38 protein-coding genes are annotated in these 22,291 nt (G+C 45.7%); 31 read left to right on the forward strand and 7 right to left on the reverse strand.

What is annotated here, in order from left to right; translation table 11 throughout:
• Positions 1 to 272: 272 nt before the first annotated feature.
• Entirely contained in the window at positions 273 to 572 is a 300-nt protein-coding gene (locus EDC14_RS05060) for a hypothetical protein (protein WP_132013175.1), read from the reverse strand.
• 115 nt (positions 573 to 687) lie between these two features.
• A complete protein-coding gene (locus tag EDC14_RS05065; RefSeq protein ID WP_165907801.1) occupies positions 688 to 1,134 on the reverse strand; it encodes a helix-turn-helix domain-containing protein in 447 nt (148 codons plus the stop codon).
• A 139-nt stretch (positions 1,135 to 1,273) separates the two neighbouring features.
• On the opposite strand from EDC14_RS05065, the gene EDC14_RS05070 reads away from it, so the two are divergent.
• Positions 1,274 to 1,549, forward strand: coding sequence for a hypothetical protein (locus EDC14_RS05070; RefSeq protein WP_132013177.1), 276 nt, complete (start codon positions 1,274 to 1,276; stop codon positions 1,547 to 1,549).
• A gap of 29 nt (positions 1,550 to 1,578) precedes the next feature.
• Here EDC14_RS05070 and EDC14_RS05075 read toward each other — a convergent pair whose 3' ends face one another.
• Positions 1,579 to 1,926 (reverse strand): helix-turn-helix domain-containing protein, encoded by a 348-nt coding sequence (locus EDC14_RS05075; protein ID WP_132013178.1) that lies wholly within the window; start codon positions 1,924 to 1,926, stop codon positions 1,579 to 1,581.
• A 153-nt stretch (positions 1,927 to 2,079) separates the two neighbouring features.
• Here EDC14_RS05075 and EDC14_RS05080 point away from each other — a divergent pair, with 153 nt between their 5' ends.
• Positions 2,080 to 2,295, forward strand: a complete 216-nt coding sequence (locus tag EDC14_RS05080) for a helix-turn-helix domain-containing protein (RefSeq protein ID WP_132013179.1) — start codon at positions 2,080 to 2,082, stop codon at positions 2,293 to 2,295.
• A gap of 10 nt (positions 2,296 to 2,305) precedes the next feature.
• The gene (locus EDC14_RS05085; protein WP_132013180.1) at positions 2,306 to 3,085 is read left to right on the forward strand and encodes a phage antirepressor; all 780 of its coding nucleotides are present in this window, start codon (positions 2,306 to 2,308) and stop codon (positions 3,083 to 3,085) included.
• Positions 3,086 to 3,179: 94 nt separating this feature from the next.
• Here the strand turns inward: EDC14_RS05085 and EDC14_RS05090 are convergent, their stop codons facing one another.
• From EDC14_RS05090 to EDC14_RS05105, 4 genes are all read right to left on the reverse strand, one after another.
• Complete coding sequence (locus EDC14_RS05090; protein WP_132013181.1) at positions 3,180 to 3,605, reverse strand: hypothetical protein; 426 nt, start codon at positions 3,603 to 3,605, stop codon at positions 3,180 to 3,182.
• A 164-nt stretch (positions 3,606 to 3,769) separates the two neighbouring features.
• The gene (locus tag EDC14_RS05095; RefSeq protein WP_132013182.1) at positions 3,770 to 4,081 is read right to left on the reverse strand and encodes a hypothetical protein; all 312 of its coding nucleotides are present in this window, start codon (positions 4,079 to 4,081) and stop codon (positions 3,770 to 3,772) included.
• Complete coding sequence (locus EDC14_RS05100) at positions 4,078 to 4,401, reverse strand: helix-turn-helix domain-containing protein (RefSeq protein ID WP_132013183.1); 324 nt, start codon at positions 4,399 to 4,401, stop codon at positions 4,078 to 4,080. The genes EDC14_RS05095 and EDC14_RS05100 overlap by 4 nt, the downstream gene beginning before the upstream one ends.
• 9 nt (positions 4,402 to 4,410) lie before the next feature.
• A complete protein-coding gene (locus EDC14_RS05105) occupies positions 4,411 to 4,716 on the reverse strand; it encodes a helix-turn-helix domain-containing protein (protein ID WP_132013184.1) in 306 nt (101 codons plus the stop codon).
• A gap of 130 nt (positions 4,717 to 4,846) precedes the next feature.
• Between EDC14_RS05105 and EDC14_RS05110 the strand changes: the two genes are divergently transcribed.
• From EDC14_RS05110 to EDC14_RS05235, 28 genes are all read left to right on the forward strand, one after another.
• Positions 4,847 to 5,059, forward strand: a complete 213-nt coding sequence (locus tag EDC14_RS05110; RefSeq protein WP_132013185.1) for a helix-turn-helix domain-containing protein — start codon at positions 4,847 to 4,849, stop codon at positions 5,057 to 5,059.
• 241 nt (positions 5,060 to 5,300) lie between these two features.
• Positions 5,301 to 5,558, forward strand: coding sequence for a hypothetical protein (locus EDC14_RS05115; RefSeq protein ID WP_132013186.1), 258 nt, complete (start codon positions 5,301 to 5,303; stop codon positions 5,556 to 5,558).
• Between the two features lie 129 nt (positions 5,559 to 5,687).
• Positions 5,688 to 6,170: a helix-turn-helix domain-containing protein gene (locus EDC14_RS05120; protein WP_132013187.1), complete on the forward strand. Its 483-nt coding sequence runs from the start codon at positions 5,688 to 5,690 to the stop codon at positions 6,168 to 6,170.
• A 315-nt stretch (positions 6,171 to 6,485) separates the two neighbouring features.
• Positions 6,486 to 6,695 carry a hypothetical protein gene (locus EDC14_RS05125; RefSeq protein ID WP_132013188.1) on the forward strand — a complete coding sequence of 70 codons (210 nt, stop codon included), beginning with the start codon at positions 6,486 to 6,488 and terminating at the stop codon, positions 6,693 to 6,695.
• Positions 6,692 to 7,510 carry a RecB family exonuclease gene (locus EDC14_RS05130; RefSeq protein WP_132013189.1) on the forward strand — a complete coding sequence of 273 codons (819 nt, stop codon included), beginning with the start codon at positions 6,692 to 6,694 and terminating at the stop codon, positions 7,508 to 7,510. Before EDC14_RS05125 ends, EDC14_RS05130 begins: the two co-directional genes overlap by 4 nt.
• A gap of 15 nt (positions 7,511 to 7,525) precedes the next feature.
• Positions 7,526 to 8,152, forward strand: coding sequence for a Rad52/Rad22 family DNA repair protein (locus EDC14_RS05135; RefSeq protein WP_243662817.1), 627 nt, complete (start codon positions 7,526 to 7,528; stop codon positions 8,150 to 8,152).
• Between the two features lie 52 nt (positions 8,153 to 8,204).
• Positions 8,205 to 8,369, forward strand: coding sequence for a hypothetical protein (locus EDC14_RS26630; protein ID WP_165907803.1), 165 nt, complete (start codon positions 8,205 to 8,207; stop codon positions 8,367 to 8,369).
• A gap of 69 nt (positions 8,370 to 8,438) precedes the next feature.
• Positions 8,439 to 8,948 (forward strand): AbrB/MazE/SpoVT family DNA-binding domain-containing protein, encoded by a 510-nt coding sequence (locus EDC14_RS27495; RefSeq protein ID WP_132013190.1) that lies wholly within the window; start codon positions 8,439 to 8,441, stop codon positions 8,946 to 8,948.
• A gap of 4 nt (positions 8,949 to 8,952) precedes the next feature.
• Positions 8,953 to 9,552: an MT-A70 family methyltransferase gene (locus tag EDC14_RS05145; protein ID WP_132013295.1), complete on the forward strand. Its 600-nt coding sequence runs from the start codon at positions 8,953 to 8,955 to the stop codon at positions 9,550 to 9,552.
• Complete coding sequence (locus EDC14_RS05150) at positions 9,524 to 9,868, forward strand: helix-turn-helix domain-containing protein (protein WP_132013191.1); 345 nt, start codon at positions 9,524 to 9,526, stop codon at positions 9,866 to 9,868. Before EDC14_RS05145 ends, EDC14_RS05150 begins: the two co-directional genes overlap by 29 nt.
• Positions 9,869 to 9,881: 13 nt before the next feature.
• Positions 9,882 to 10,247, forward strand: coding sequence for a hypothetical protein (locus EDC14_RS05155; RefSeq protein WP_132013192.1), 366 nt, complete (start codon positions 9,882 to 9,884; stop codon positions 10,245 to 10,247).
• On the forward strand, positions 10,247 to 10,618 hold the full coding sequence (locus EDC14_RS05160; RefSeq protein WP_132013193.1) for a hypothetical protein: 372 nt from the start codon (positions 10,247 to 10,249) through the stop codon (positions 10,616 to 10,618). The genes EDC14_RS05155 and EDC14_RS05160 overlap by 1 nt, the downstream gene beginning before the upstream one ends.
• A 12-nt stretch (positions 10,619 to 10,630) precedes the next feature.
• Positions 10,631 to 11,695, forward strand: a complete 1,065-nt coding sequence (gene dnaN / locus EDC14_RS05165) for a DNA polymerase III subunit beta (RefSeq protein ID WP_132013194.1) — start codon at positions 10,631 to 10,633, stop codon at positions 11,693 to 11,695.
• A gap of 142 nt (positions 11,696 to 11,837) precedes the next feature.
• Positions 11,838 to 12,518 carry an MmcB family DNA repair protein gene (locus EDC14_RS05170; protein ID WP_132013195.1) on the forward strand — a complete coding sequence of 227 codons (681 nt, stop codon included), beginning with the start codon at positions 11,838 to 11,840 and terminating at the stop codon, positions 12,516 to 12,518.
• Positions 12,519 to 12,534: 16 nt separating this feature from the next.
• Complete coding sequence (locus EDC14_RS05175; protein WP_132013196.1) at positions 12,535 to 13,035, forward strand: DUF559 domain-containing protein; 501 nt, start codon at positions 12,535 to 12,537, stop codon at positions 13,033 to 13,035.
• 20 nt (positions 13,036 to 13,055) lie between these two features.
• Entirely contained in the window at positions 13,056 to 13,832 is a 777-nt protein-coding gene (locus tag EDC14_RS05180; protein WP_132013197.1) for a hypothetical protein, read from the forward strand.
• The gene (gene dnaB / locus EDC14_RS05185; protein WP_132013198.1) at positions 13,829 to 15,166 is read left to right on the forward strand and encodes a replicative DNA helicase; all 1,338 of its coding nucleotides are present in this window, start codon (positions 13,829 to 13,831) and stop codon (positions 15,164 to 15,166) included. Before EDC14_RS05180 ends, dnaB begins: the two co-directional genes overlap by 4 nt.
• A 1-nt stretch (position 15,167) precedes the next feature.
• A complete protein-coding gene (locus EDC14_RS05190) occupies positions 15,168 to 15,515 on the forward strand; it encodes a single-stranded DNA-binding protein (protein WP_132013199.1) in 348 nt (115 codons plus the stop codon).
• 75 nt (positions 15,516 to 15,590) lie between these two features.
• Positions 15,591 to 17,300, forward strand: a complete 1,710-nt coding sequence (locus EDC14_RS05195; protein ID WP_132013200.1) for a DNA cytosine methyltransferase — start codon at positions 15,591 to 15,593, stop codon at positions 17,298 to 17,300.
• 2 nt (positions 17,301 to 17,302) lie between these two features.
• Positions 17,303 to 18,136 carry a radical SAM protein gene (locus tag EDC14_RS05200; RefSeq protein ID WP_132013201.1) on the forward strand — a complete coding sequence of 278 codons (834 nt, stop codon included), beginning with the start codon at positions 17,303 to 17,305 and terminating at the stop codon, positions 18,134 to 18,136.
• Positions 18,137 to 18,292 carry a hypothetical protein gene (locus tag EDC14_RS26635; protein WP_165907804.1) on the forward strand — a complete coding sequence of 52 codons (156 nt, stop codon included), beginning with the start codon at positions 18,137 to 18,139 and terminating at the stop codon, positions 18,290 to 18,292.
• Position 18,293: 1 nt separating this feature from the next.
• Positions 18,294 to 19,157 carry a phosphoadenosine phosphosulfate reductase family protein gene (locus tag EDC14_RS05205; RefSeq protein ID WP_132013202.1) on the forward strand — a complete coding sequence of 288 codons (864 nt, stop codon included), beginning with the start codon at positions 18,294 to 18,296 and terminating at the stop codon, positions 19,155 to 19,157.
• Positions 19,158 to 19,272: 115 nt separating this feature from the next.
• Positions 19,273 to 19,464 carry a hypothetical protein gene (locus tag EDC14_RS05210; RefSeq protein WP_132013203.1) on the forward strand — a complete coding sequence of 64 codons (192 nt, stop codon included), beginning with the start codon at positions 19,273 to 19,275 and terminating at the stop codon, positions 19,462 to 19,464.
• Between the two features lie 3 nt (positions 19,465 to 19,467).
• Positions 19,468 to 19,665: a hypothetical protein gene (locus tag EDC14_RS05215; protein WP_132013204.1), complete on the forward strand. Its 198-nt coding sequence runs from the start codon at positions 19,468 to 19,470 to the stop codon at positions 19,663 to 19,665.
• A gap of 136 nt (positions 19,666 to 19,801) precedes the next feature.
• Complete coding sequence (locus EDC14_RS05220) at positions 19,802 to 19,987, forward strand: hypothetical protein (RefSeq protein WP_132013205.1); 186 nt, start codon at positions 19,802 to 19,804, stop codon at positions 19,985 to 19,987.
• 1 nt (position 19,988) lies between these two features.
• Positions 19,989 to 20,216, forward strand: a complete 228-nt coding sequence (locus tag EDC14_RS05225; RefSeq protein ID WP_132013206.1) for an FmdB family zinc ribbon protein — start codon at positions 19,989 to 19,991, stop codon at positions 20,214 to 20,216.
• A 92-nt stretch (positions 20,217 to 20,308) separates the two neighbouring features.
• A complete protein-coding gene (locus EDC14_RS05230) occupies positions 20,309 to 20,875 on the forward strand; it encodes a hypothetical protein (RefSeq protein ID WP_132013207.1) in 567 nt (188 codons plus the stop codon).
• A 764-nt stretch (positions 20,876 to 21,639) separates the two neighbouring features.
• The gene (locus tag EDC14_RS05235) at positions 21,640 to 21,813 is read left to right on the forward strand and encodes an aspartyl-phosphate phosphatase Spo0E family protein (RefSeq protein WP_132013208.1); all 174 of its coding nucleotides are present in this window, start codon (positions 21,640 to 21,642) and stop codon (positions 21,811 to 21,813) included.
• The last annotated feature ends 478 nt before the right edge of the window (positions 21,814 to 22,291 follow it).

Consider the following 22,291-nt stretch of genomic DNA (forward strand, 5'->3'; position numbering starts at 1 on the left):
ATTAATCATAAAACCTACATTTAGCAGGTTTTTGTGATTGAAACATACATTTCAAATGATTGAATTATTTGATTTTTCTTAATTCTCTTATATCATCGTCATGAACGGTTGTTTTCCTCACATAAAAAAGGATGTCGCCGGCAAATCAATTTAAAGTTTTATCAAATTCTTGGCGGCCCGCGATATGTGCTACTGTAATAAAGAGCTGATCAATCTGGGCATTTTATACCTTCGATGCTTCACAGAGTGCGAGTCAAGAATTTGGAAACGCCTCATTTTACGGATTTTAGCAAAACATCATGGGATGATACCTTTAAGGACAATCTGTCGATTTTACTTTCGATCCGCGAAAGAGACTCAATAATCCGGTCATTGACATCGAGCTGGACTTCTCTTGCATCAAAAAGAGCGCGAACTTTTTCTCCGAGATCATTTTCAATACGCACATCTGCTGTTTTAAACTGGTCGACGTCAGTTTTTAATGAGCTAATGTCGGCCTTCATTTCCGTCATGTCTTGAGTCATTTTTGCGAGAGTCTCAATAACCAGATTCTGAAATTTCTCATTTTCCATCGTTGGGTTTGTCCTTTCGATACTTACTTATAACGTATTGCTGCGGCTTTTCAAGCTTCATCAAGAGCTTCAGGGGGAGATCGCTCATTGGATCGTAGCCCATCCTGAGCTTGTCTTATTTCCGCTCATTTTCCTTATCTAAAAGCTGTTCGACCATCGCTTCGATTATTTTTTGTTGATCGGGAGTAAGCTGATTTATTTTTTGAGCCAATTCCAATGTATTAAGAGGTAATCCCCTTAAATTCCGGGCTAATTCAAGTACATCGGGAGGCAAAAATTCTCCGAGATTGAGATGCGCCAAACCGTCCTCGTCAATTTCAAAAAAACCTTTGTGAGCATAGCCAGCTTTGATCATTAATTCTTCGTATGGCACTTTATAAACCGGTGCTAACTTTCGAAGTATCTCAGGAGAAGGGATTCCGCGTTTGGCATTTTCGAGCAATGATAAATAAGAGTTAGAAACGCCAGAATATGCTTCTACTTGATGTATGGTAAGTTTTCTGTCATTACGTAAAGCCTTTATATATGATGCAAATGCCTTCAATCGCTCTTCACTAGTCAAGTTATCACCCACTTCATTTTATCAGAAAAAAATTACAAAATTAAGTTTCTTACAAAAATAGTGCTTGCAAGAGTCGGTAAACAGTGGTATGATAAACTTACAATAGTAAATTTACAATAGTAAGAGAGATGAATGGGTGATGCCGATACAGGTAAAAATCAAAGACCGAGCAAAATTGGCAGAATTGATTTATAAAAGTGGCTACACTATTCGTTCATTGGCTAGAGAGTCGAATATGGCTGATTCCACGATTCAATTTTTGATTGATGGAAGACGTACTAATTGTAGTCCGAAAACAGCAAAAGCAATTCTTGAAAAGCTTGAGTCTGCTGGAGTTAATTTTGATGATCTTTTTTTTGTTGAAAATACTTACAAAAGTCAGAATGAGCTTCCCCCAACCGGCACCGAGGGGTGAAATGATGTCGCCAGTAAATTGGTTCAGATTCACTCTGATTGCTTTAAATCTTTTTCCAGTTGTGGCAAATCAAGCATAGAGTGCATTAGCAAGGCAAAATCGGTTACTTTGTCAATATATGCAGGGGGTAAAGTTTGGACGGACACTAAGAGCTTTTGGATTTCTGGAGAATAATCGGGCTTTTCTTCGGAGAAAAAATCTGAAAGTGTCAAGCCAAGCGCTTTAATGATTCGCTCCAAATTATCAAACGTAGGATATTGTTTTCCAGATTCGATGCCGCTCAAGCTAGATTGAGCCACCCCGGAAAGACGCGCCAACGCATTCATGCTCATCCCGGATTGTTCGCGCAAGGCTTTAATTTTTGGACCTAATTCCATTTCGGCACCTCGTGGTTATCGATAAACTGATTGTAACACAAAATAATCTTAAGTATTTATCAAAAAACAGATTGACTAGTAATTGATATTTTGATAGTATTTAATCAGAAAAACGATTGCTAACAATCTAAAAATTGATAAAGGAGGTTTGTGATGAGAGAATTGTTAGCAAAGCGAGTTCAAACGCTTAGGGTTCAAAAAAGGTGGTCGCAAATGAATTTGGCCAAAGCTGCCGGAGTTCCTCAATCTACAATCAGCGATATTGAGTCTGCAAAACGCATCCCGCGCGGCGATAGTCTTTCAAAAATCGCATTATCTTTAGGGACAACCACTTCTTATCTGCTGGGGGAAATCGAAAAAGCAAGTTAGGGGTGATAAGGTGAACAAATTACAGATTTTTCAAAAAGATAACTTTAAAGTCAGGGTAGTAGAACGGAACGGGGAACCTTGGTTCGTGGCTAAGGATGTTTGCGACATATTGGAAATCGGCAATCCGACCATGGCGCTTCAACGGCTGAACAATTCCATGAAGGGGGTCAGTAGTATTGAGACCCTTGGCGGAACCCAAGTATTAAACGTAATTTCCGAAGCCGGAGTATACAAGTTGGTCTTCACCAGTCGCAAACCCGAAGCAGAACGCTTTACCGATTGGGTTGCAAGTGAAGTAATCCCATCCATTCGAAAGCACGGCGCCTATCTTACCCCAGCCAAGATTGAAGAGGTTTTACTTAATCCAGATACCATCATTCGACTGGCGACTGATTTGAAGCAGGAACGCCAAAAGCGGATCGAGCTTGAAGAAAAAATCGAAGATCAAAAATCCAAGGTTCTTTTCGCCGATGCGGTTACAACCAGTAAAAGTTCCGTCCTAGTTGGAGAGCTTGCAAAGATTCTCAAGCAAAACGGCATTGAGATTGGTCAGAACCGACTTTTCGAATGGCTTCGTGAAGAAGGATATCTTTGTAAAGCCGGAGAGAACTATAACCTTCCAACTCAATATTCAATGGAATTGGAATTAATGGAGATCAAAAAGGTTACTATCAACAATCCAGATGGAAGCTCTAGAATCACCCGAACTCCTAAAATTACCGGAAAAGGGCAGGTATATTTTGTAAACAAATTTTTGAATAAGCTTCCCTCAACCGGCACCGAGGGGTGAAATGGCTCCACAGTTAAACCGGAGGATAAAAGCATCGTCAACATCCTGGAGCCGAGAGAAGAAAAGGAAGGATTTGAGCCTATAGAGGTAATCTCTAGTTTTTCTCTTTGGGAAGTTTCCTAACCTGGTCGCCAATTTTAATCGGTTCGTCGGAAAAGGAGGCTGTTTGTATCTGAGTTGGGTCTACGCGCATTGGTCTCTCTGAAATCGAAAAAGCTGAAGAAAGAAAGGATATCATTTTTTGAGCTTCTGGCCCTATTGGAAAGCTAATGTTCGGTTTTTCAGTATTTTTACAAATTGTTATTGATGGAGAAACCTGTGTTGCCACAATAGTAGCTTTAATGGTATCCAATGTTCCAAGCTTTTTTTCGGGGTCTTCTGGATCGGTAATTGTTTCACCGGGGACAAAGATTTGAAATAAATCGCCTTGCTTAATGCCCTGGTCATATCCACCATTAAGTACAACAGTAAACTCATCCAATATACGTACTACGCGGAAATTTTCGTTATAGAACTCCATAATTAAAACTCCTTTCGGAAAGAGAGATTCTCATGAAAATTTTAAATTTAGTATTGCTTTATCTTTATGGACTTACTTGCATTAATTTTATTTTATGGCTTGAACGGAATGAAACAGGAAAAAGCTTTATTAGGAGGATGATCATTGTCGCTTGTATCCTTGTATTATTTTTGGCGTTCGCCGGTATTATCAAGGCATTTTTGAAAACTTGATAACAATTGTTGTAAGAATATGACCTGCTGCTGAGAAAGGTCGAGAGCATTTACTATTCGCTCATAGGCTTCCCGGGTTTTCCCAAGATCATTCGAAAGCTTGGTTATTTGACCGGTTAATTCACGATTGATGCGTGCAAGCTCAGATTGCTTTTTTAGATAATTAAAAAAAGAATAAATAGTCATCCCTATTATAACGACAAGAGCCGCTGTTATGGCGAGGGGTGTAGCAAAATTATTGAAATCAATGCCGAAAATAGTCATTCTCGGCCGACTCCTTTCTCATCAAGTATGGCATCTAGAAATCTTTGCAATAGTTCCCGCTGCTCCGGCGTAAGTTTTTCAGCAGCTTGCAGTAACCGTCGCAAATCAGGTTCCAGAGAAGGAGAATTGTCTTTGAAAAAGTCAGAAAGCGTCATACCCAAAGCGTTGATAATTCGCTCAAGGATGTCAAAAGTGGGTTGTTGCCCTTCGTTTTCAATTCGCCATAAATTAGGCTGGGAAATTCCTGCTAATTTAGCCAAAGCGCTAACGCTCATATTTTGTTGTTCTCTTAATTGTTTGATCCGTTGTCCAATATTCATGATTCGACCTTAATCATTAATCATAGTTTCAAGAAATATCTGCAACTGGTGTCGCTGGTTCGGCGAGAGCTTGGCGGCGATGTTAAGAAGCCGACGTAATTCAGGGTCAAATTCAGATTTTTCCGTAGAGAAAAATTCTGAAAGTGAGACATCAAGAGCATTGCAAATTTTTTCAAGAGTAACAATGCTGGGCTGATTACGACCAGAAAGTATTGATTGTAAAGTAGACTGGGTTAAATCCGATAGTACGGCAAGCTTATTTGTGCTATAACCCTTAACGTCCCGAAGTTCAATAATGCGGGCAATGACATCCATGAGGCACTCTATCCTTTTAACGAATATACGTTATGTTTCGAGTATAACAGAAAAATTTTTGTAGTGGTCTAACGCATTTACGTTGACTAATAAACGCAAATACGTTAAAATATAACTAGAGGTGAACGCAATGACGTTTGGTGCAAGATTGAAATCGCTCAGAAACGCTAAAACCTTATCCCAGATGAAAGTATCTGATGCAACCGGTATTCCTCAGACAACCCTCAGCGATTTGGAAAACGATAAATATTTGCCTGACATTGAACAGATTCTTAAAATCGCCGGCGCGTTGGGGACAACCACTTCTTACCTTTTGGGGGAATCACAAAATTCAGCAGCATGACGTGAAATAAGGTTTGCCATTCAAAGAAAGGAGGGAAGCGGCGTGAAACGTAGTGAGAAGAATCCGTTTGACGTAAGACGAGAAGGCCGCATCATCAAACTGTTTCCGAAGGTCGTCCCTATCAATGCCCCGCAGTCGGCCGCTTAAATGACCAGGGGAAGAAAGTGAGGTGTAAAAGTTGCCCAGGCCGAAGGGGTCAAAGAACAAACCGAAAGGGCTATCGCAAGAAGACGTTACGAGGATGGTTATTGCCGAGGCATCGAAGGTGGTTCCGAAATTTGAAAACCTTCCTGACTTCCTGAAACCGGCTGAAGTCGCAGTATGGCGCAGAACATCAAGAGCTCGAATCATGAAAATGATTTACGAAAAAGAGATCCCTGAAGATTGTTACGACAAGAACGGGAATCGGTATCTCTTGAAAAAACATAAGTTGGCTTTATTGTTTGGAATACATGACGGGGAAAACCCAGCCCCTGGGTATACTCCAAAAGCTGGGTAGGGGAAAGGGAAACGGGGAATGGGGTTTGATGAGAACCTTGTTTGAGTAACCGCCTGATGAGTTTATTGTAGTCCATCACCAACTGATTTACGAGGTCACAAATAGCCTGAAAGGAGGTGAATAGCGGACATGAACTGCCGGAGGAATCAAGGAGATGTCTGCAGGTCAAGCCGGGAACAAACCCCAAAGTTCACTATTGAGCGGGCTGCAGAAAAACTCGGGGTGGACTCGCGAACATTACGGCGCTATGAGGCTGGGGAAACCGAGGTCCCGGAAGACATTTTAATTGCGATGTCGAAGATATACGGGGACCCGCTCTTACCGTGGAATTACTGGACTCGTAGCAGCTTAATTGCCAAGCATTACGGTATGAAGCCCTTCGAAGAAAACAATGTATATGCCGCGGCGCTCAGCGCTGCCGACGATTTGAATCAACTTTCGCAAAGACGGGAGCGATTCATTGAAATCATGAAAGACGCTTGCGTAATTGAGAACGAACATAACGATTTCCGGGAGATTGACGCAACAGCGGCGGATTGTGCCAAGAAGATGATATATTTACGGTTTGTCGCCGCCAAAAAAGAAAAAACCGCCACTGCTATGGCGGTCTAAAAAATCCTCTTACTAGAAAACGTCCATTTTTATTGTATCACAACTCTAATAGTGAATCAATCGGAGGTACCAATGAATCGTAAGGTATTTCGAGTCATGAAAGTCAAGCATCTTAAAACTTTGCTCAAAAGTGGAACATTCATCATCATCCTTGAAATGTCAAGGATTTAGGCGAGGTATACCTATGAAAAACTTCCGACAATGCCGCTGCGGCACTTTTTGCGCGACCGGTTATTGTGAAAAATGCCGGCGCGAAGATTTGGAGAAACGCTACCAAGCCCGCGCCGAAAGGCGCAAGAAAAAGGCGGGATGAGAATGCGGAAACGAATCGGATTTATCTGCACCCAATGCGATCGCCGGTGGTCGGCCCCGGTGGATATCGAATACGGAATTATCAATATGGTCCATAACGAAGATGCTTACTGCCGGGAGTGCGGCGCCGAGGGCGAAGAAGCCGACTTCGATGAACGGGCCGCAATGGAAGAATACCGGTATGAAGTTTGGAAAGCGGGGCGGGTAGCATGACCAGTGAATCGGCATTGATGAATGGTTTGTTGCCCGTCATGAAAAGCGAAAGCGAGGAACCGACCCGGCCACATATCAGCGTATCACAGCTCAATATGTATCTACGGTGCCCGGCCCAGTACATGTTCAAATACATCTACGGTATTAAGACTCCGGCTCGGTCTTTCCTAATCAAAGGGAAGGCCATCCATAAGGGAATCGAACATAACTTCCGCCAGAAGAAAGAGACCCATCAGGACATAAAGCTGGCGGAAGTGCTGGACATCACCACGGATGAATTTGATCACCTTCGCATCGAGACGAAGTGGACCCCTGATGAAAAACCGGACCAGATCCGGGCCGAGACAATTGAGTTAGCGACCATGTATCATACCAAAATCGCGCCATTCATCCAACCGGACCTGATCGAGGAGCGGATCACCATCTCTTTTGATGAATTGGACTGGGATCTAACTGGGGTCATTGACTTAGGAGACAAGCAGGGCTTCATCCACGACACCAAGACGGCCAAGAAGTCACCGACCCCGGGGGAAGCCGACAAGAGTCTGCAATTGACCGCCTATTATCTGCTCTACCGAGCCTTTACCGGGAAGGAGCCGGCCGGCTGCAAACTGGATTACTTAGTTCAAACCAAGAATCCCAAGGTGGTCTCCCTGGAATCCAAGCGGACCGAGCGGGAGATCGCCCGCTTTCGGAACATCGCCAGGACAGTGATCACAGCCATCGATAACGGCAACTTCTATCCGAACCCGAACAACATGATGTGCTCCGAAGAGAATTGCGACTACTGGGGCATCTGCCATCGAGATTTTTGAAAGGAAGTGAGTATTTTGGATGACATCATGAAGCGCTTACAAGAACCATTTTTGCCTGAAGAAATCGAATGGCGTGTAGGTTCAACCAATAAGGAAAAAACAAAAGGGTTAGCGCTCGCCTACGTCACGAATCGAGCAATCCAAGATCGTCTTGACAATTTATTTGGTGTTAGCGGTTGGAAAAATGAATTCCGTGAGTGGAAAAACAACAGTCAGCTTTGCGGCATCTCAATTAAATTTGGTGACGAATGGATTACCAAATGGGATGGTGCGGATGATAGCAACATGGAGGCAATTAAGGGCGGATTGTCCGACGCCATGAAGCGGGCGGCATATCAGTGGGGTATTGGAAGATACCTCTACAAGCTACCGGCTATATGGTGTGAAATCGAGGCCGTGGGTAACAGTTTTAGGCTTAAATCAACCCCAAAATTACCTCCTTGGGCATTACCGACCGGACATAAAGGTACGCAGTCTTCAGAATTAAAGGAAAGTCAAACTCAACCACAAACGTCGGGAACTCAAACGGATGCACCTAAATATCATTGCAAGTCATGCAACGCTGAGATACCCGAAAAGGTATATAAATATCAAAATTTGGGATTGTGTTATAAATGCCAGAAAAATAGAAAAACAGCTTAACGGACGCCTGTAAGGTCCGGACAGAAAGCAAGCTGAAAAGGAGGTGATATCTGTGAATCAAGAGCTGATCAAACAAGCCATTGACGCCATTATGGGCGGCGCCGATCAAATTGCCGTCAGTGGTGACACCGAAAAAGTGATCGCCCATCGGAACAAGCGATCCGGCAATATCATGATTACCATTAAGCAAGCGCAGGGCCAGGGACAGTCCGCGTGAAAGCCGCGGCCGGGGGAAACCCCGCTCCGCTCATACCTGCGCAGGAAATACATAGCTGGAGGTTTCCACATGTTAAAAGCTACAGGGATTGTAAGACGGGTTGATGAGTTGGGACGCGTCGTTATACCGAAAGAGATTCGCAAGGTGAACAATTGGCGCGAGGGAGATTCCCTGGAGATATTCGTCGATGACGATGCAAAGGTGATCCTTAAGAAATATTCACCGATAGCATCCATCGTGGATATTAATTCATATGTTGAATCTCTGGCCGAAGTTACTGGTTTGAGTGTAATTGCAACGGATTCAATGGGGGTCATTTCATCGGCAAACATTGCAAATGAAGCTTCCCTGGAGCTTTCAAAAGAAGTGCTGGAGGCGATCGAGGCCGGGGAAGACGTTCAATTCCAAGCGCCCATCCGAAAAGGGGGAAAGAGTTATTCGCTTTTGGTCGCTCCGGTAATTCGTAACAACGACTCAGTCGGGGCCGTGATACTCATTTCCAATCGAGAGATCAGGGAACCGGACGCGAAAGCCGCATCTTTGATCGCCAATATTATTGGGTCCCGAATGGCGGGATAAGGCTATGAAATACTCTGCAATTTTGGTTGATCCGCCGTGGCAATATCGAGTGTTTGACGATTCCGACGCGGCCCACGGCGCCGCGAAATCGCATTATCCCACGATGACTTTGGAACAGATTAAGTCGCTGCCAGTTTCAAACCTGGCAGCCGAGAATTGTATCCTTTTCCTCTGGGTGACGCCCCCTTGTCTTGAAGAAGGATTGGAAGTTATTCGAGCCTGGGGATTCAGATACAAAACGAAAGCTTTCAACTGGGTCAAGGTTTATCCTGGCGGAAAGCTGGTGCTGGGCCTTGGACACTACACCCGGGCCAACTCGGAGGACTGCCTTCTGGCAGTGAAAGGGAGACCCAAGATTTCAAATCGGGACGTATCGCAGATTATTTGGGAAAACGTCCCGGAAACCATCGTTGCGCCGGTACGGGAACATAGCCGGAAGCCGGATGAGCAGTACAGCCGGATCGAACGACTAACTGGCGGCCCATACTTGGAACTCTTCGCCCGGCAGCGGTGGCCGGAGTGGGACGTTTGGGGAAACCAAGTTGAATCAGATATTGAGATGGAGGCGATTGCCTATGGAAGACCTCAAAAAGAAAGTGCTTAATATCCTCAAAGCAAATTGCAACGGGCGGCAAAACGCCTATACAGCGACGAGGCTTGCTGAGCATGTAGGAATTTCAGAAAGAGTGGTCCGTAAGGTCATCCATGAGCTCCGGCAAGAACGGGTCCCGGTCATCTCATCTCCCGGGTGGCCCTATTCGGGATTCTTTCTTCCCACAAGTGAGATTGAAGCCCGGCAAAGCATGACCCATTTTTACACTCGATTCCAGCAAATGCATGAAGCTATTGACGGGATCGAAGCCGGGCTGAAAGACTGGTTCAGCGATCAAGAAAAGCTCGAGCTGAAAGAGAGCGCCTAAGGAGGTTGGTTTATTGAAAAAGATTACTCGGCAATTTTACAAGAATAGTGAAGAATATGAGGTTTACGCCATCAACCCGAATGCCGGAATGGTAATCGCCGGATTGGCTGAAGACAAAGAATTGTCAAAGGCGCTAACGGAAGCCTTGGACCAAGTCGCTTCAGAGTATCTGAACGCAATATCCAAGAATCCTCCATTTCATTCAGCACACGAAGGTTACGCGGTCCTCCGCGAAGAGTTGGACGAGCTATGGGATGAGGTTAAGAAGAACGAAAGAACCCGGGACTATGACAAGATGCTTGAAGAAGCAACCCAGGTTACAGCCATGGGATTACGATTCATGATTGATGTAATTTTGAGCAAAAAGAAAGCTGGTTGATGAAGTTGCCTACTCAGTCAATCTCTCTACCGTGGGAGCCATCCTGCGAAAAATGCCAAAAGTTTGATCGGTGCAATTGGCTGTTTGAAAAAGCGCCGGAATCAACTGATTGCCAATACGATCCGAGCGCGTTTGAAGAGAAGATCGAAACAGAAAACCAGGATTATATCGTCTGCCCATGCTGCGGGGAGCTGGCATGGCCCGATCGTGCAAATGCGGACGGCCCCATTGAATGTTACGGTTGCGGCAGTATTTTTGAATGTTTTCAAGATGAGGATAAGTATACAACCCTCCTGATTGCCGACCCCAAAGACAAATGGCGCCATGAAGAATACGCCCGGATTATGGCTGAACAAAAGAAAGTAGCGTGAGGAGGAATTCCGATGAAACTGATTTGCAACCAAGGCGAGCTAAGCGAAGTCCTATCCATTGTTTCCCGGGCCGCATCGGGCCGGACCTATCCGATCTTGGAGAGCATCCTGATTGATGCTACCGGCTCCGAAGTCACTTGTTCGGCCACGAATATGGAGTTAGCGATCAAAATGTCAGTTCCCCAAATTGAAGTCCTCGATTCCGGAAGCATTCTGGTTTCCGGAAAAATCCTGACCGATATTGTCCGGAAACTTCCGGCCGGGAAAGTGGAGATCGCGACTACTGATTCCGGCGCCATGATCAAAAGCGGGAAATCCAAATTTAATCTGCCGGTTATCCCGGCCGACCAATTTATTCAACTCAAAGAACCGAGCGGGGCTCAATTCTTCGTGAACGCCGACGAATTGAAAACAGCGATCAAACAAACCATATTTGCCACCGTCGCCGACGATCCCCGCCCGTTCATCAGCTCGGCCCTGTTTGAAACCACGGCCGACAAATTGACCATCGTTGCAACCGATGTTAACCGGCTGGCCGTCCGGGAGGTTCCGATATCAGGCGGCCCGGAATTGACCTTTTTATTGTCCGCAAAGTCCCTAAAGGAACTCATGGGGATCATCCGGGGACAAATCGCGCTCTCGGTGGATTCAAACCAGTTTTTCGTCATGGCTGAAGGACTCACGGTTAGCTGCCAACTGGTGAATGCTCAGTATCCCAAATACCGCCAGGTGATTCCGAAAGAGTCCTCCGGCAAAGTGATGATGGAACGCCGGGAGTTCATTCGTTCCCTGGAGCGGACCAGCCTGATATCGGATTCGGCGAAGTTCGAAATCACCGCGGATCGGATGTTCATATCCTCCCGGGAATCCGATCGCGGAGAGTTCCGGGAAGAAGTGGAGGTCCAAAAGTCTGGACAGGATTACGTAAGCGGGTTCAATACCAAGTTTCTGCTGGAGTTTGCGAAAGCCGTCGATGCCAAGGAGATTGAGATGAGCTATAGCGATCCATTGCGTCCGGCGCTGCTGAAAGCTGGGAACGATGACTATTTCAACGTCGTGATGCCGATGAAACTTTAGCGGAGGTGACGACGATGGTCTGCCCAGCCTGTCAACACGAGATGAAACAGGTCGAAATCAGCCCAAGGGGAAAGCCGGTCTTTGCCTGTGTTAATCCGGATTGTAAGTGCTTTATCGATGTGAAAAAGTGGGGATATGAGAAATGAAAAGCTGGAAGCACAACGAACTCGCCGAAGACTTAGGAAATGTCAAGCAAACCAACTTTCTAGACATCCCACTGGGCAGCGTGACCATGGAGTTCAACACCCAACGGGCGGATGTTCTAGAGGTTAAACCCTCATATACCCGGTTTTGTGTATCCATTTATGAGGTAAAAATCTCCCGGGCCGATTTTCAGAGCGACGTTCGCAGTGGAAAATGGCGCGGCTATCTCGATCATTGCCATAGATTCTACTTTGCGGTCCCAGCCGGTATGGTTGAGAAACAAGAGGTTCCCCCAGAGGCCGGACTCATTGTTCGGGGCGAAACCGGATGGTCAACTCTAAAAGCGGCGAAACCCCGCAACATAGAAATACCCTATACAACCTTGTTAAGTCTCATCTTTGCCAGGCAACGGATAAACCATTCCGGCCTTGCCCGAGAACGGCTCTATAAATTGGAACGGTACAATCAGACAAAGAGTTTTTACAAAGCCCTTGGGCAACGCCTGGGGGACGCCTTGCGAAATAAAGATGAATACGAGATGGCGAAAAGCAATTTCGAACGCCATACTGAGCGGGTCCATGAACTCATCCGAGAAGGATTAGGCGAAAACCACTATTGGCCGGAATGGGAACTACGGAATTTAGTCAGACAGATTAAGGAAAAGGCTAAAGCATCTTGAGAAAGGAGTGGTTGAATTGGAATTCACGGATATGCTTAATACTTTTGACCCGGAAATTCAGCAACATATGCTTGGACTATTCTTTCGAGACATGCTGATTTATAAAGCTAAACTTCAAAAATGCGAATCACCAATTGAAAAACTGTTTGCTTTGTATTTCCTATACGGGGAACGCGAGCAAGGCTTTGGAGATTCCGCCATGGTTTTAATCGAACCTCAATATGAAATTCACCTAAACAGCACGACATATCGAGTTGATTTTTTAATCTCCGTGCAGATTTCGGGACAATTTGTTAGGCTTATCGTCGAGTGCGATGGTCATGATTTTCATGAGCGGACCAAAGCACAAGCCCGGTACGATCGGCGCCGCGAACGAAGGTTGAAGGCTTCCGGCTATGAAGTGATCCGGTTTACCGGGTCCGAAATTGTAGCTGACCCATATAAGTGTGTCACGGAAACCATGGAGTTGATGAAACAGATGGCTTTGAACAATACGGCGAAGTGCATAAACCAGTAAAAAAAAGCGGGGATGGGGACATGCCAAATCGAACGATTAAAGAAAGCATTTGCACCAGTGACACCATTGACCAATTGTCGGCCGAGGAAGAAAGGCTATTTACCCGCCTCATCGTCAACTGCGAAGATTACGGGCGAATGGAAGCGAGATCCGAGATTGTCAGGGCGAAATGTTTCCCATTAAAGGTGGATCAAATCAGTATCCCCGATATTGAGACATGGCTGAAAAAGTTGGTCGAAGTCGGATTAATCGTTATTTACGAAAATCACAGCAAGAAATATCTTCAATTCGTCAATTGGGAAGCCCATCAAACCATTCGGGCATTGAAAAGTAAATATCCCGCACCTGATGACGAAGGAAGTAACATTCTTTCATTTGAAAACAGTTGCATTCAGATGAATTCAGATGTTTCCGGTCAAGTACAAACCTGTTCGGCTACGTTAAACGAAAGATCGAAAGATCGTAAAGATCGAAAAGATCGAGATCCGGAAACAGCTGAAAAAGCAATAGACCAAAAAGTCCAGTATGCGGATTATGTTTGGCTTACCGAGGGCGAACACAAAAAGTTGACCATGCGTTACGGAGAACCGATCGTAAAGCTTTTAATCGAGGAGCTGGACAACTACAAAGGGGCTTACCCGAAGAAGCGCAAGTATGAGAGCGATTATCGGGCGATCCTCAGCTGGGTCGTTGAAAAAGTGATGCGAAAGACCGGATTACCACAAAACAAGTCCGAACCGAGCGATAGGACGAAGAAAACCCTTGAAAATCTTGTGAAGGAAGGTCAGGCGATATGAGTTACATACCACCCCAGAACATCGAGGCCGAACAGTCACTATTGGGAAGTTGCTTGCTCTTAGGGCAAAAGGCAGTCGATGAAGCCAGTCTGATTATCACCGAGGCCGATTTTTACCGGGAAACCCATCGGATGATCTGGGAGGTCATTCAGCGATTATCGACGCAAAATATCCCTATCGACATTATCTCGGTCTCAGAAGCATTTGGGAACCGGCTTGGCAAAATAGGCGGCCGACAGTATCTGCTGCAGTTGGCGAATGCTACACCGACACTATCAAACATCCCCATTTACGCGGGGATTATTAAAAGCAAAAGCCTGGCCCGGCTTAAAATTGCCGAATGCCAAGAGACTATTAAGCAGCTGGTAAACGAAGAAGACCCAACGGAGATCATCTCCAAATCCATGCTTTCGGACATGCGGATCCTTAACCAGGGGAAGAAAGATTCCATTGAGCGGGTATCGGATCGATTGTTCGAGGTTTACGACAAAATCGGCGAAAGCAAAGGTAAAAATGGTATTACTGGGGTTCCTACCGGATACCCGGATTTGGACCGGATCGGCGGCGGATTGCAGGTTGGAATGATTGTTCTAGCGGCCCGGCCCAGCATGGGCAAGACCACTTTCGCTATGAATATCGCCCGTAATGTGGCGTTGGCCGGGAATAAGGCCCTCATTTTTAGCCTGGAAATGACTAAGGAACAGCTCATCCGAAAATTCTTAGCCATGGAATCCGGCTTGAATTCAAAGCTATTTAATAATGCCGGAGAAATCCAGGAAGAGCAATGGAAGCAATTGGCCAGGGGATTAAATTCATTGCAGGAAGCCGGGATCTTCATCGACGATACGAGCGGGGTAAAGGCCAGCCAAATACTCATCAAGGCGCGTCGTTTTAAATCACTCAATCCCGATCTTGGATTGATCGTCATTGACTATATGGGGCTCATTGCTCCGGAATCGAATAAGGGGAACACCAACGAAAAGATAGGCGAGATATCGAAGATTATCAAAACCATGTCGAAAGAGCTGAATTTACCGGTTTTGATTTTGGCTCAATTAAACCGGGGAGTTGAAACTAGGGACGATAAAATACCAACATTGGCCGATCTGCGTGACTCTGGAAATATCGAGCAGGACGCAGATGCCGTGATGTTTCTTTATCGGGAAGATTATTACAACAATCCGGAAGAAGGAGCGCCGGATCCGTCCGAAACTTTTGTGATCATGAGAAAGAACAGACTGGACGGTGGGATTGGGGCAGCGAAACTGATCTATTTCAAAGCGGTGCAAAGGTTTACATCCATAGCAAGACCTGACTTGAAGGAGGCGTGTTGAATTGAACCATATTGCCTTGATTGGACGCTTGACCCGGGACCCTGAGCTCCGTTATACGCCGAATGGCGTTGCCGTATCGAATTTTGACTTGGCCGTAGATCGGCCGGTACCGAACCAGCAAGGAGAGCGAGAGACGGATTTCATCCGAATTATTGCATGGAACAAGCTTGCCGAGAACGTTGCCAATTACGTCAAAAAAGGGCGACTCGTGGGGGTCGAAGGCCGGCTGCAGATTCGGAGCTATGAAACGCAGGATGGGCAGAAAAGGCGAGTGGCCGAGGTCGTGGCCAGTCAGGTCCAGTTTTTGGACAGGGGCCGGGATGATTCCGCGGCGGCCGGGAATGGGTAGGCGGGTTCGAATCACGATGAGCCTGTCGGGGTAGATCTCAATGATTTACCTTTTTAGGGACACAAGGAGGAAGCCATGAACGAAATCATCGTAGATAATTTCGCCGGCGGGGGCGGCGCCAGCACTGGCATAGAAATGGCCATTGGTCGATCCGTTGATATTGCAATCAATCACGACCCGGCGGCGATCGCCATGCATAAAGCAAACCATCCCACGACCAAACACTACTGCGAATCAGTTTGGGATGTTGACCCTGTGGAGGCGGCGGCCGGTCGACCGGTGGGTCTGGCCTGGTTTAGTCCGGATTGTAAGCATTTCAGTAAGGCCAAGGGCGGAAAACCGCGGGACAAAAACATACGAGGTTTGGCGTGGGTAGTCATTAAATGGGCAATTGCAGCATCACCCAGAGTCATAATGCTTGAAAACGTTGAAGAGTTCAAAACCTGGGGACCTCTTGACGAGAATGGCCATCCCATTGAAGACAGAAAGGGAGAGACATTCCAAGCCTTTATAGCAGTTTTGAGCACGGGGTTGAAAGATAAAGATCATCCTGCTTGGAAAGAAATTGAGGAAAGCCTCGGAAAGTATTTTGACAAGGAAAAGCTCGAAAAAGGGCTAGGATACATGGTCGACTGGAAAGAGCTTCGCGCATGTGACTATGGCGCACCGACCATTCGTAAAAGGTTTTTCTTGATTGCCAAGCGCGATGGTGGTCTTATCGTTTGGCCGAAGCAAACCCACGGCGACCCGAATAGCCCAGCGGTCAAGAGTGGCAAGTTGAAGCCATGGAAAACGGCAGCCGAGATCATCGATTGGTCGATGCCATGTCCAAGCATTTTTGACCGAAAAAAGCCCCTTGCCGAGAACACCATGAAACGGATCGCCCGGGGGATTCAGAAGTTCGTCATTGAGAATCCACGGCCATTCATTATCAAAGTCAATCATACCGGCGAGGATTTCCGTGGGCAGGAAATCAACGAACCACTGCAAACGGTGACGGCAAAAAACGGATGGGGGATTGTAAGCCCGACTCTCATACAAACCGGGTATGGGGAAAGAGAGGGGCAGGAACCGCGTGTTCCAGGGTTGGATAAACCATTAGGTACCGTCGTCGCCGGAGGAATTAAACACGCACTTGTAACACCGTTTGTTGTTGGTGCCGGAGGTCCGGAGTATATGGCGAAGCCCGCTCCGGTGGATGAACCGGTACGAACGATTGTAACTGAGAATCATCGGGCTCTTGTATCAGCATTCCTTGCCAAGCATTACGGTGGAAATTATGACGGACCGGGAGCGGATATGATTGAACCATTGCCAACGGTGACCACCGTTGATCATAATGCCGTCGTAACAAGCCATTTAATCAAAATGTACGGGACCAATACTGGATCATCTGTGACCGAACCGGTGCCGACGGTAACGGCCGGCGGGTTACATATCGGAGAGGTCCGCGCTTTTTTACTCAAATATTATAGTACAGCGACCGGCCAACCAATTGAAGAACCGCTTCATACTGTAACAACTAAAGATCGAATCGGACTCGTCACGGTCGAAGGCCAGGATTACCAAATTGTTGATATAGGGATGAGGATGCTGGAACCGCGAGAATTGTTCGCAGCTCAGAGTTTCCCCGATGATTACATCATAGATCGGGATGCGGATGGGAAGAAGTATTCCAAAGCCGCGCAGGTAGCCAGATGTGGGAACGCGGTACCGCCGAAACTTGTAAAGGCAATTGTCAGAGTCAATGTACCGGAAATGTGTATCAATAACAAGGTGGCGTGATCATGTATCAATGGCGTAAAGGAATTGCGAGTTGGGAATGTGGTAAAACGCTTTATATCTCAGTCCCATTTACCTGGTTGATGGACGAGGCCGAGAAAATGGCGGAACTGCATAAAGGGCCAGTGTTAATCGGCGGGCCCGGAAGCATGCAACCGAACCAAAAGTGTCCCGGATTTGAGCCATTACTCTTTCACAATCCAAGTGCAACTTTTACTACTCGCGGCTGCCCTAATGGATGCGGATTTTGCGCGGTCCCTAAACTCGAACCAGAATTCAAAGAGATTCCTGACTTTCGGCCGGCGCCGATTATATGCGACAACAACTTCACCGCCGCCAGTCGAAAACACCAAGAACGAGTGGTTGAAAGGCTTAAGGTGTTCACGCTGGTTGACTTTAACCAAGGCTTGGAATGTGGGAGGTTTAAGCCGGAGCTGGCTGATTTGCTTGGAAATCTTCATTGCAAAGTACGGTTCGCCTTCGATCATGTATCTTTCGAATCAAAGGTCAAAGCAGCAATTGACCTTTGCCGAAAGCGAACAACCAAGAACATCGGAATCTATGTACTCATTGGTTTCAATGACTCCCCGGCCGATGCACGTTACCGATTGGAATTGGTCCGCTCCTGGGGAATTAGGCCAAATGCAATGCGGTTTCAGCCGTTGGACGCCAAGAAAAAGAATGCCTATGTTGCGCCAGGGTGGACCGAATTAGAGCTTATGCGGATGATGAACTATTACAATAAGCTGCGGTGGCTGGAACACGTTCGATATGAAGAATTTGAATACCGAGTTGGCGAGGAGAATCAAGGCCATTTATTTGAAACGGAGGCGAGCTAAATGTTAAATCTCTATTGCACCAAATGCGGCAAGGAAATCGAGAAATGCAACTGCACTGATCTCTATGAGCGGTTTAAGAAAAAATTCTGGGGTGCGTCCATCTATGATGTGGTCATGGCTAGGGTAGCTGTAAAGGGCCGAGAGAAGGCGGCGTGAGATGCTTAAGTATGATACTCTGTTTGGTCCAATTGATAAGGTGCAGATAGCAATTGACCGGATCCGCCAGTTTGAGCCGCCGGAAGGATACTATGTGGCATTTTCAGGCGGCAAGGACTCGCAGACAGTTTACCACCTTTGCAAAGAGGCCGGCGTTAAATTTGACGCTCATTATCATCTAACGACGGTCGATCCGCCGGAATTGGTGAGGTTTATAAAACAAAATTACCCGAAAGTAGTCGTCGATAGACCGCCAACGACCATGTGGAAATTGATTGTTGATCGTAAAATTCCTCCTACTCGCATCGCGAGATATTGTTGTCAGGTACTCAAAGAAGGCGGAGGAGAGGGAAGGTTTGTTATAACAGGTGTGCGGTGGGCTGAATCAGTTAAGAGAAAAAATAATCGTGGTGTAGTTGAAATATTTGGTAATAAAACCAAGGATAAAAAGATTTTCCTTAATAGCGATAACGATGAGGTTCGGCGTGTGATTGAAACATGTGTCACTCGTGGCAAAAGAATTTTGAACCCTATCGTTGATTGGACTGATTCAGATGTTTGGGAATATTTAAACGGCAGAAAAATTGACCATTGCCAGTTATATGACCAAGGATTTAAGAGATTAGGATGTATTGGATGCCAAATGGCTCCATTTTCTCATCGTCAAGATGAATTTAAACGATGGCCCAAATATTATCAAAACTATCTTCTGACATTTGAGCGGATGCTAAAGGAGAGGGAAAGGAGAGGTCTTCCTAATGCACGGTGGAAAACCGCCCAGGATGTAATGGACTGGTGGATTTATGAAATGCCAAGAGAAGACCCAGACCAAAATTCTCTATTTACAGACTATGAAGCCAGTTAGTTGGAGATAAACAATGGCCTGCCAAATCTCATGTAATGATTGCCCAGCCCGTCATAAATGCGGTGATAAACCCCGTCCATACTTGAATGCGAAGGAAACCGAAGAGATGTTCATCATGGCCGCATTTATCGCCCGGCTAGAGGACGGGATAAAGACCGAACAAAACCCAAAGATTCACCGTGACATGGCGGTGGCCTTGAAGTTGGTCCAGCGGGCATTGGATCGGAAGGTTTGCGGGCTCTCGTTCGAACGGTTGACGGAGTACATCAAAAGGATTGGACGAAAGAAAATTGTGATGGAGGATTGAAAGATGGCCTATTTAGACGACCAGAAAATCGCTTTACTTGAAGAACTCGCGGTTGAATTCGAGAACCTCCGCGATACCGACCGGGAAGATAAAATTCAGGAGTGGCGCCAGAAGGTAGCGGAGGAGTTCGGCATTTACAAAGATGAGGCCCTACGGCACATCCGGTCAATACTGGAGGAGCGGGCGAAGAAAATAGCATGAAAGGGGGGATAGTTAATGGAAACGGTTATTCTCAAAATACTGCTGGTTATTGGAATCATAATTTGGACGGGGATTGAATTAGGAAAGGCAAATAGACAAGCGAATGAGATCATGTCGAAGTCAAGGAGAAAAATCGATGGGGAACAAGAATCATCCGAATGCAGAGATGCTGCTTGAATTGCTGGATAAATACCGGCACGGGACGATGATTATCACTTTTCAGGATGGGATCCCCCAGACGGTCGAAGAAGTGAGACTCGGGAGAATCAGTCTTGGAAAACTGGTTGATGTGAAGTTAAAGAAAACCGGGACGGAGGGATGAGATGACGGATAAACAACAGGATTATTATGAGTGCAAATGCATCGCTTGTGGACATGTCTTCCATACCGCAAAATCAATATTGCAAAGTGATTTTGAAATGAATGATGCTGGAAGTGGAACATGTCCGAACTGCAAAGCCTTTTTAAATTTGACCTTTATTCCAGAAGAAAACCAGATGAAGAGTAGTTTGTGGGATGATTATTTAAAGACAAAGAAGAAAGCAATTTAATATTTAGGCTGACCGTAAAACCGGAGGCCGATCAGACCCAGAGGGGAAGGGGTTTGGTCGGCTTTTTCTATTATAGGGAAAGGAGAATCGACATGGAGAACAAGGAATCATGGCCTTCTGCCAAACGGAGAGCTAATTTTAAGGCACTAGAGCAGGACTTATATACGTACCATGCCATGAAAAAGCAGTTACAAGAGATCGAGGAAGATATTGAATCCATAGCTTACCCGCAAGCGGCCGGCGGGGAAGTGGGTTACAGGGTAATAGGGGAAAAGACCAATAAAAAAGGGGAAAAAGAAGAACTTCGCGTCTATGATTTTATCGCAGGTCATAGTAAAGGTCAAACTTCCGATCCAACAGCTTTGAAAGCACAGAAATTATGGGACTATCGCAAATTCCATATGAGCAGTTTGGCCTATCGCGAGATGCTCCGGAGAATTGACGCTATTGACTATCTTTTATCGATATTTCGACAACGGGCGGAGCGGGGCGAGCTCGAAGCTAAACTAAAGTTGAGACTGATTGAGGAAAAATATTTCAACCGACGGCTGACAGATTGCGGGATTTGGGAAAGCTTGAATATTTCCAAGCGAACCTTCTATTACTGGCAACGAGGCATTATAAGAATTTTGGCTGAACAACTGGGGTTAATCATTTAAGTTTGCACAAACATTGCACTTTTCGAGGCTAAAAAGGGTGTAAAATTGTATTGTGGAGCAGTGGCGGACGAGGGCGAAAGCCTGATGACTCCGCTTTTTATTTTTGTTGCGAAAGGACTGATAACCATGAAGTAAGTAAGGGGAGGAAAGATGAGAAAACAATTAAACATTCCGGCAGCCTAAAAAACTGTATCTCTATGTCACTGTCGAAATTTAAATATAAGAGAGCCCCATCAAATCGATGGGGCATTTGCATATCAACAGCACAGTGAGGGAATGAGCTTCACAATTGGACTATACTACCATCTGCGGCGGCCAAAGAAGAAAAAGAAGATAATGATTATTACGAATATCCATATAAACCCGCCATCAAATCCTAAATCATTAACTTCGGCCATAATCATCGCCTCCTGTGACGGAATTTAGAGGACGATTCAATTTATGTAAAGTTTAGATGAAAGTGATATGGCGTTGGTACTTTTTTATAAAAAGTAAGCAATATGTGTGGGGTTCTTATGAAAATGTTCATTTGGCTCTGGTATACCGGAAAGTTTTTTCCGATGGTTCTAATATTTCTTGACCTTTGCGCTGCAGCCGGATGTATTTTTTCTGGAGACTGGCGCAAGGTTATTTACTGGGTAGCCGCGGCCGTGCTGTCGGCGACAGTGACGTTTTAATACGAGTTAGAAAAATCGCAAATAACTGGCTTGTTTGATAAAATCACCTTTTTCCTTATTTTTACAAATGGGAAGGAGGTGATAAAATTGACCAATCAAATAAACAAGCTTCGTCAGAAAATTGAAGTTGCACGCAAAGAAATGGAAAGATTATGGGATTTAAAACAACGAACAGACCCCGAGGTTTTAAAAGCCGCAGAGAAAGTAGATAAATTACTAAACGAGTATAGCGAATTGTTAGAGCAAAACACGGAAAAGTAGGAAAACGGCCGTCACTTTTATGTGACGGCTTAATTATTAATATAATGGTGAATTCAGTGAGTGACGAAACAGGGGGAACCTTGAGATTTCCGAAGCCGGTACGAGCTCAGAAACCTAAAAAACAGCAAAAAATCAGGACAAAACTGAAATCTCATTACAAACCAATACCGAGAGACTTAAAAGAGGCGGTCCTTGAAACGAAGGGCCGTCTTTGCTTTGTGGGACACTGCCCCAACTGCGGAGCGGCGCCGGTGGGGATTGACGACGACCAACACCATTTTCCGCATCGGAGCCGCGGAGGTAAGGATTGCATCGAACACCTTTGGCCATGTCGGAGGGAATGCCATGAATTTGTTCACACACACCCAGCCATCGAACGAGAAATGTTCAGGGAAATCGAAGCGGCGGGGATCCCAGTCGTCTGGAAAGCGCAAACCAAAGGGATCGGATACCAAGAAGCAGGTTGATAACCCTTTTT

The organism is Hydrogenispora ethanolica, assembly GCF_004340685.1.
Lineage (GTDB): Bacteria > Bacillota > UBA4882 > UBA8346 > UBA8346 > Hydrogenispora > Hydrogenispora ethanolica.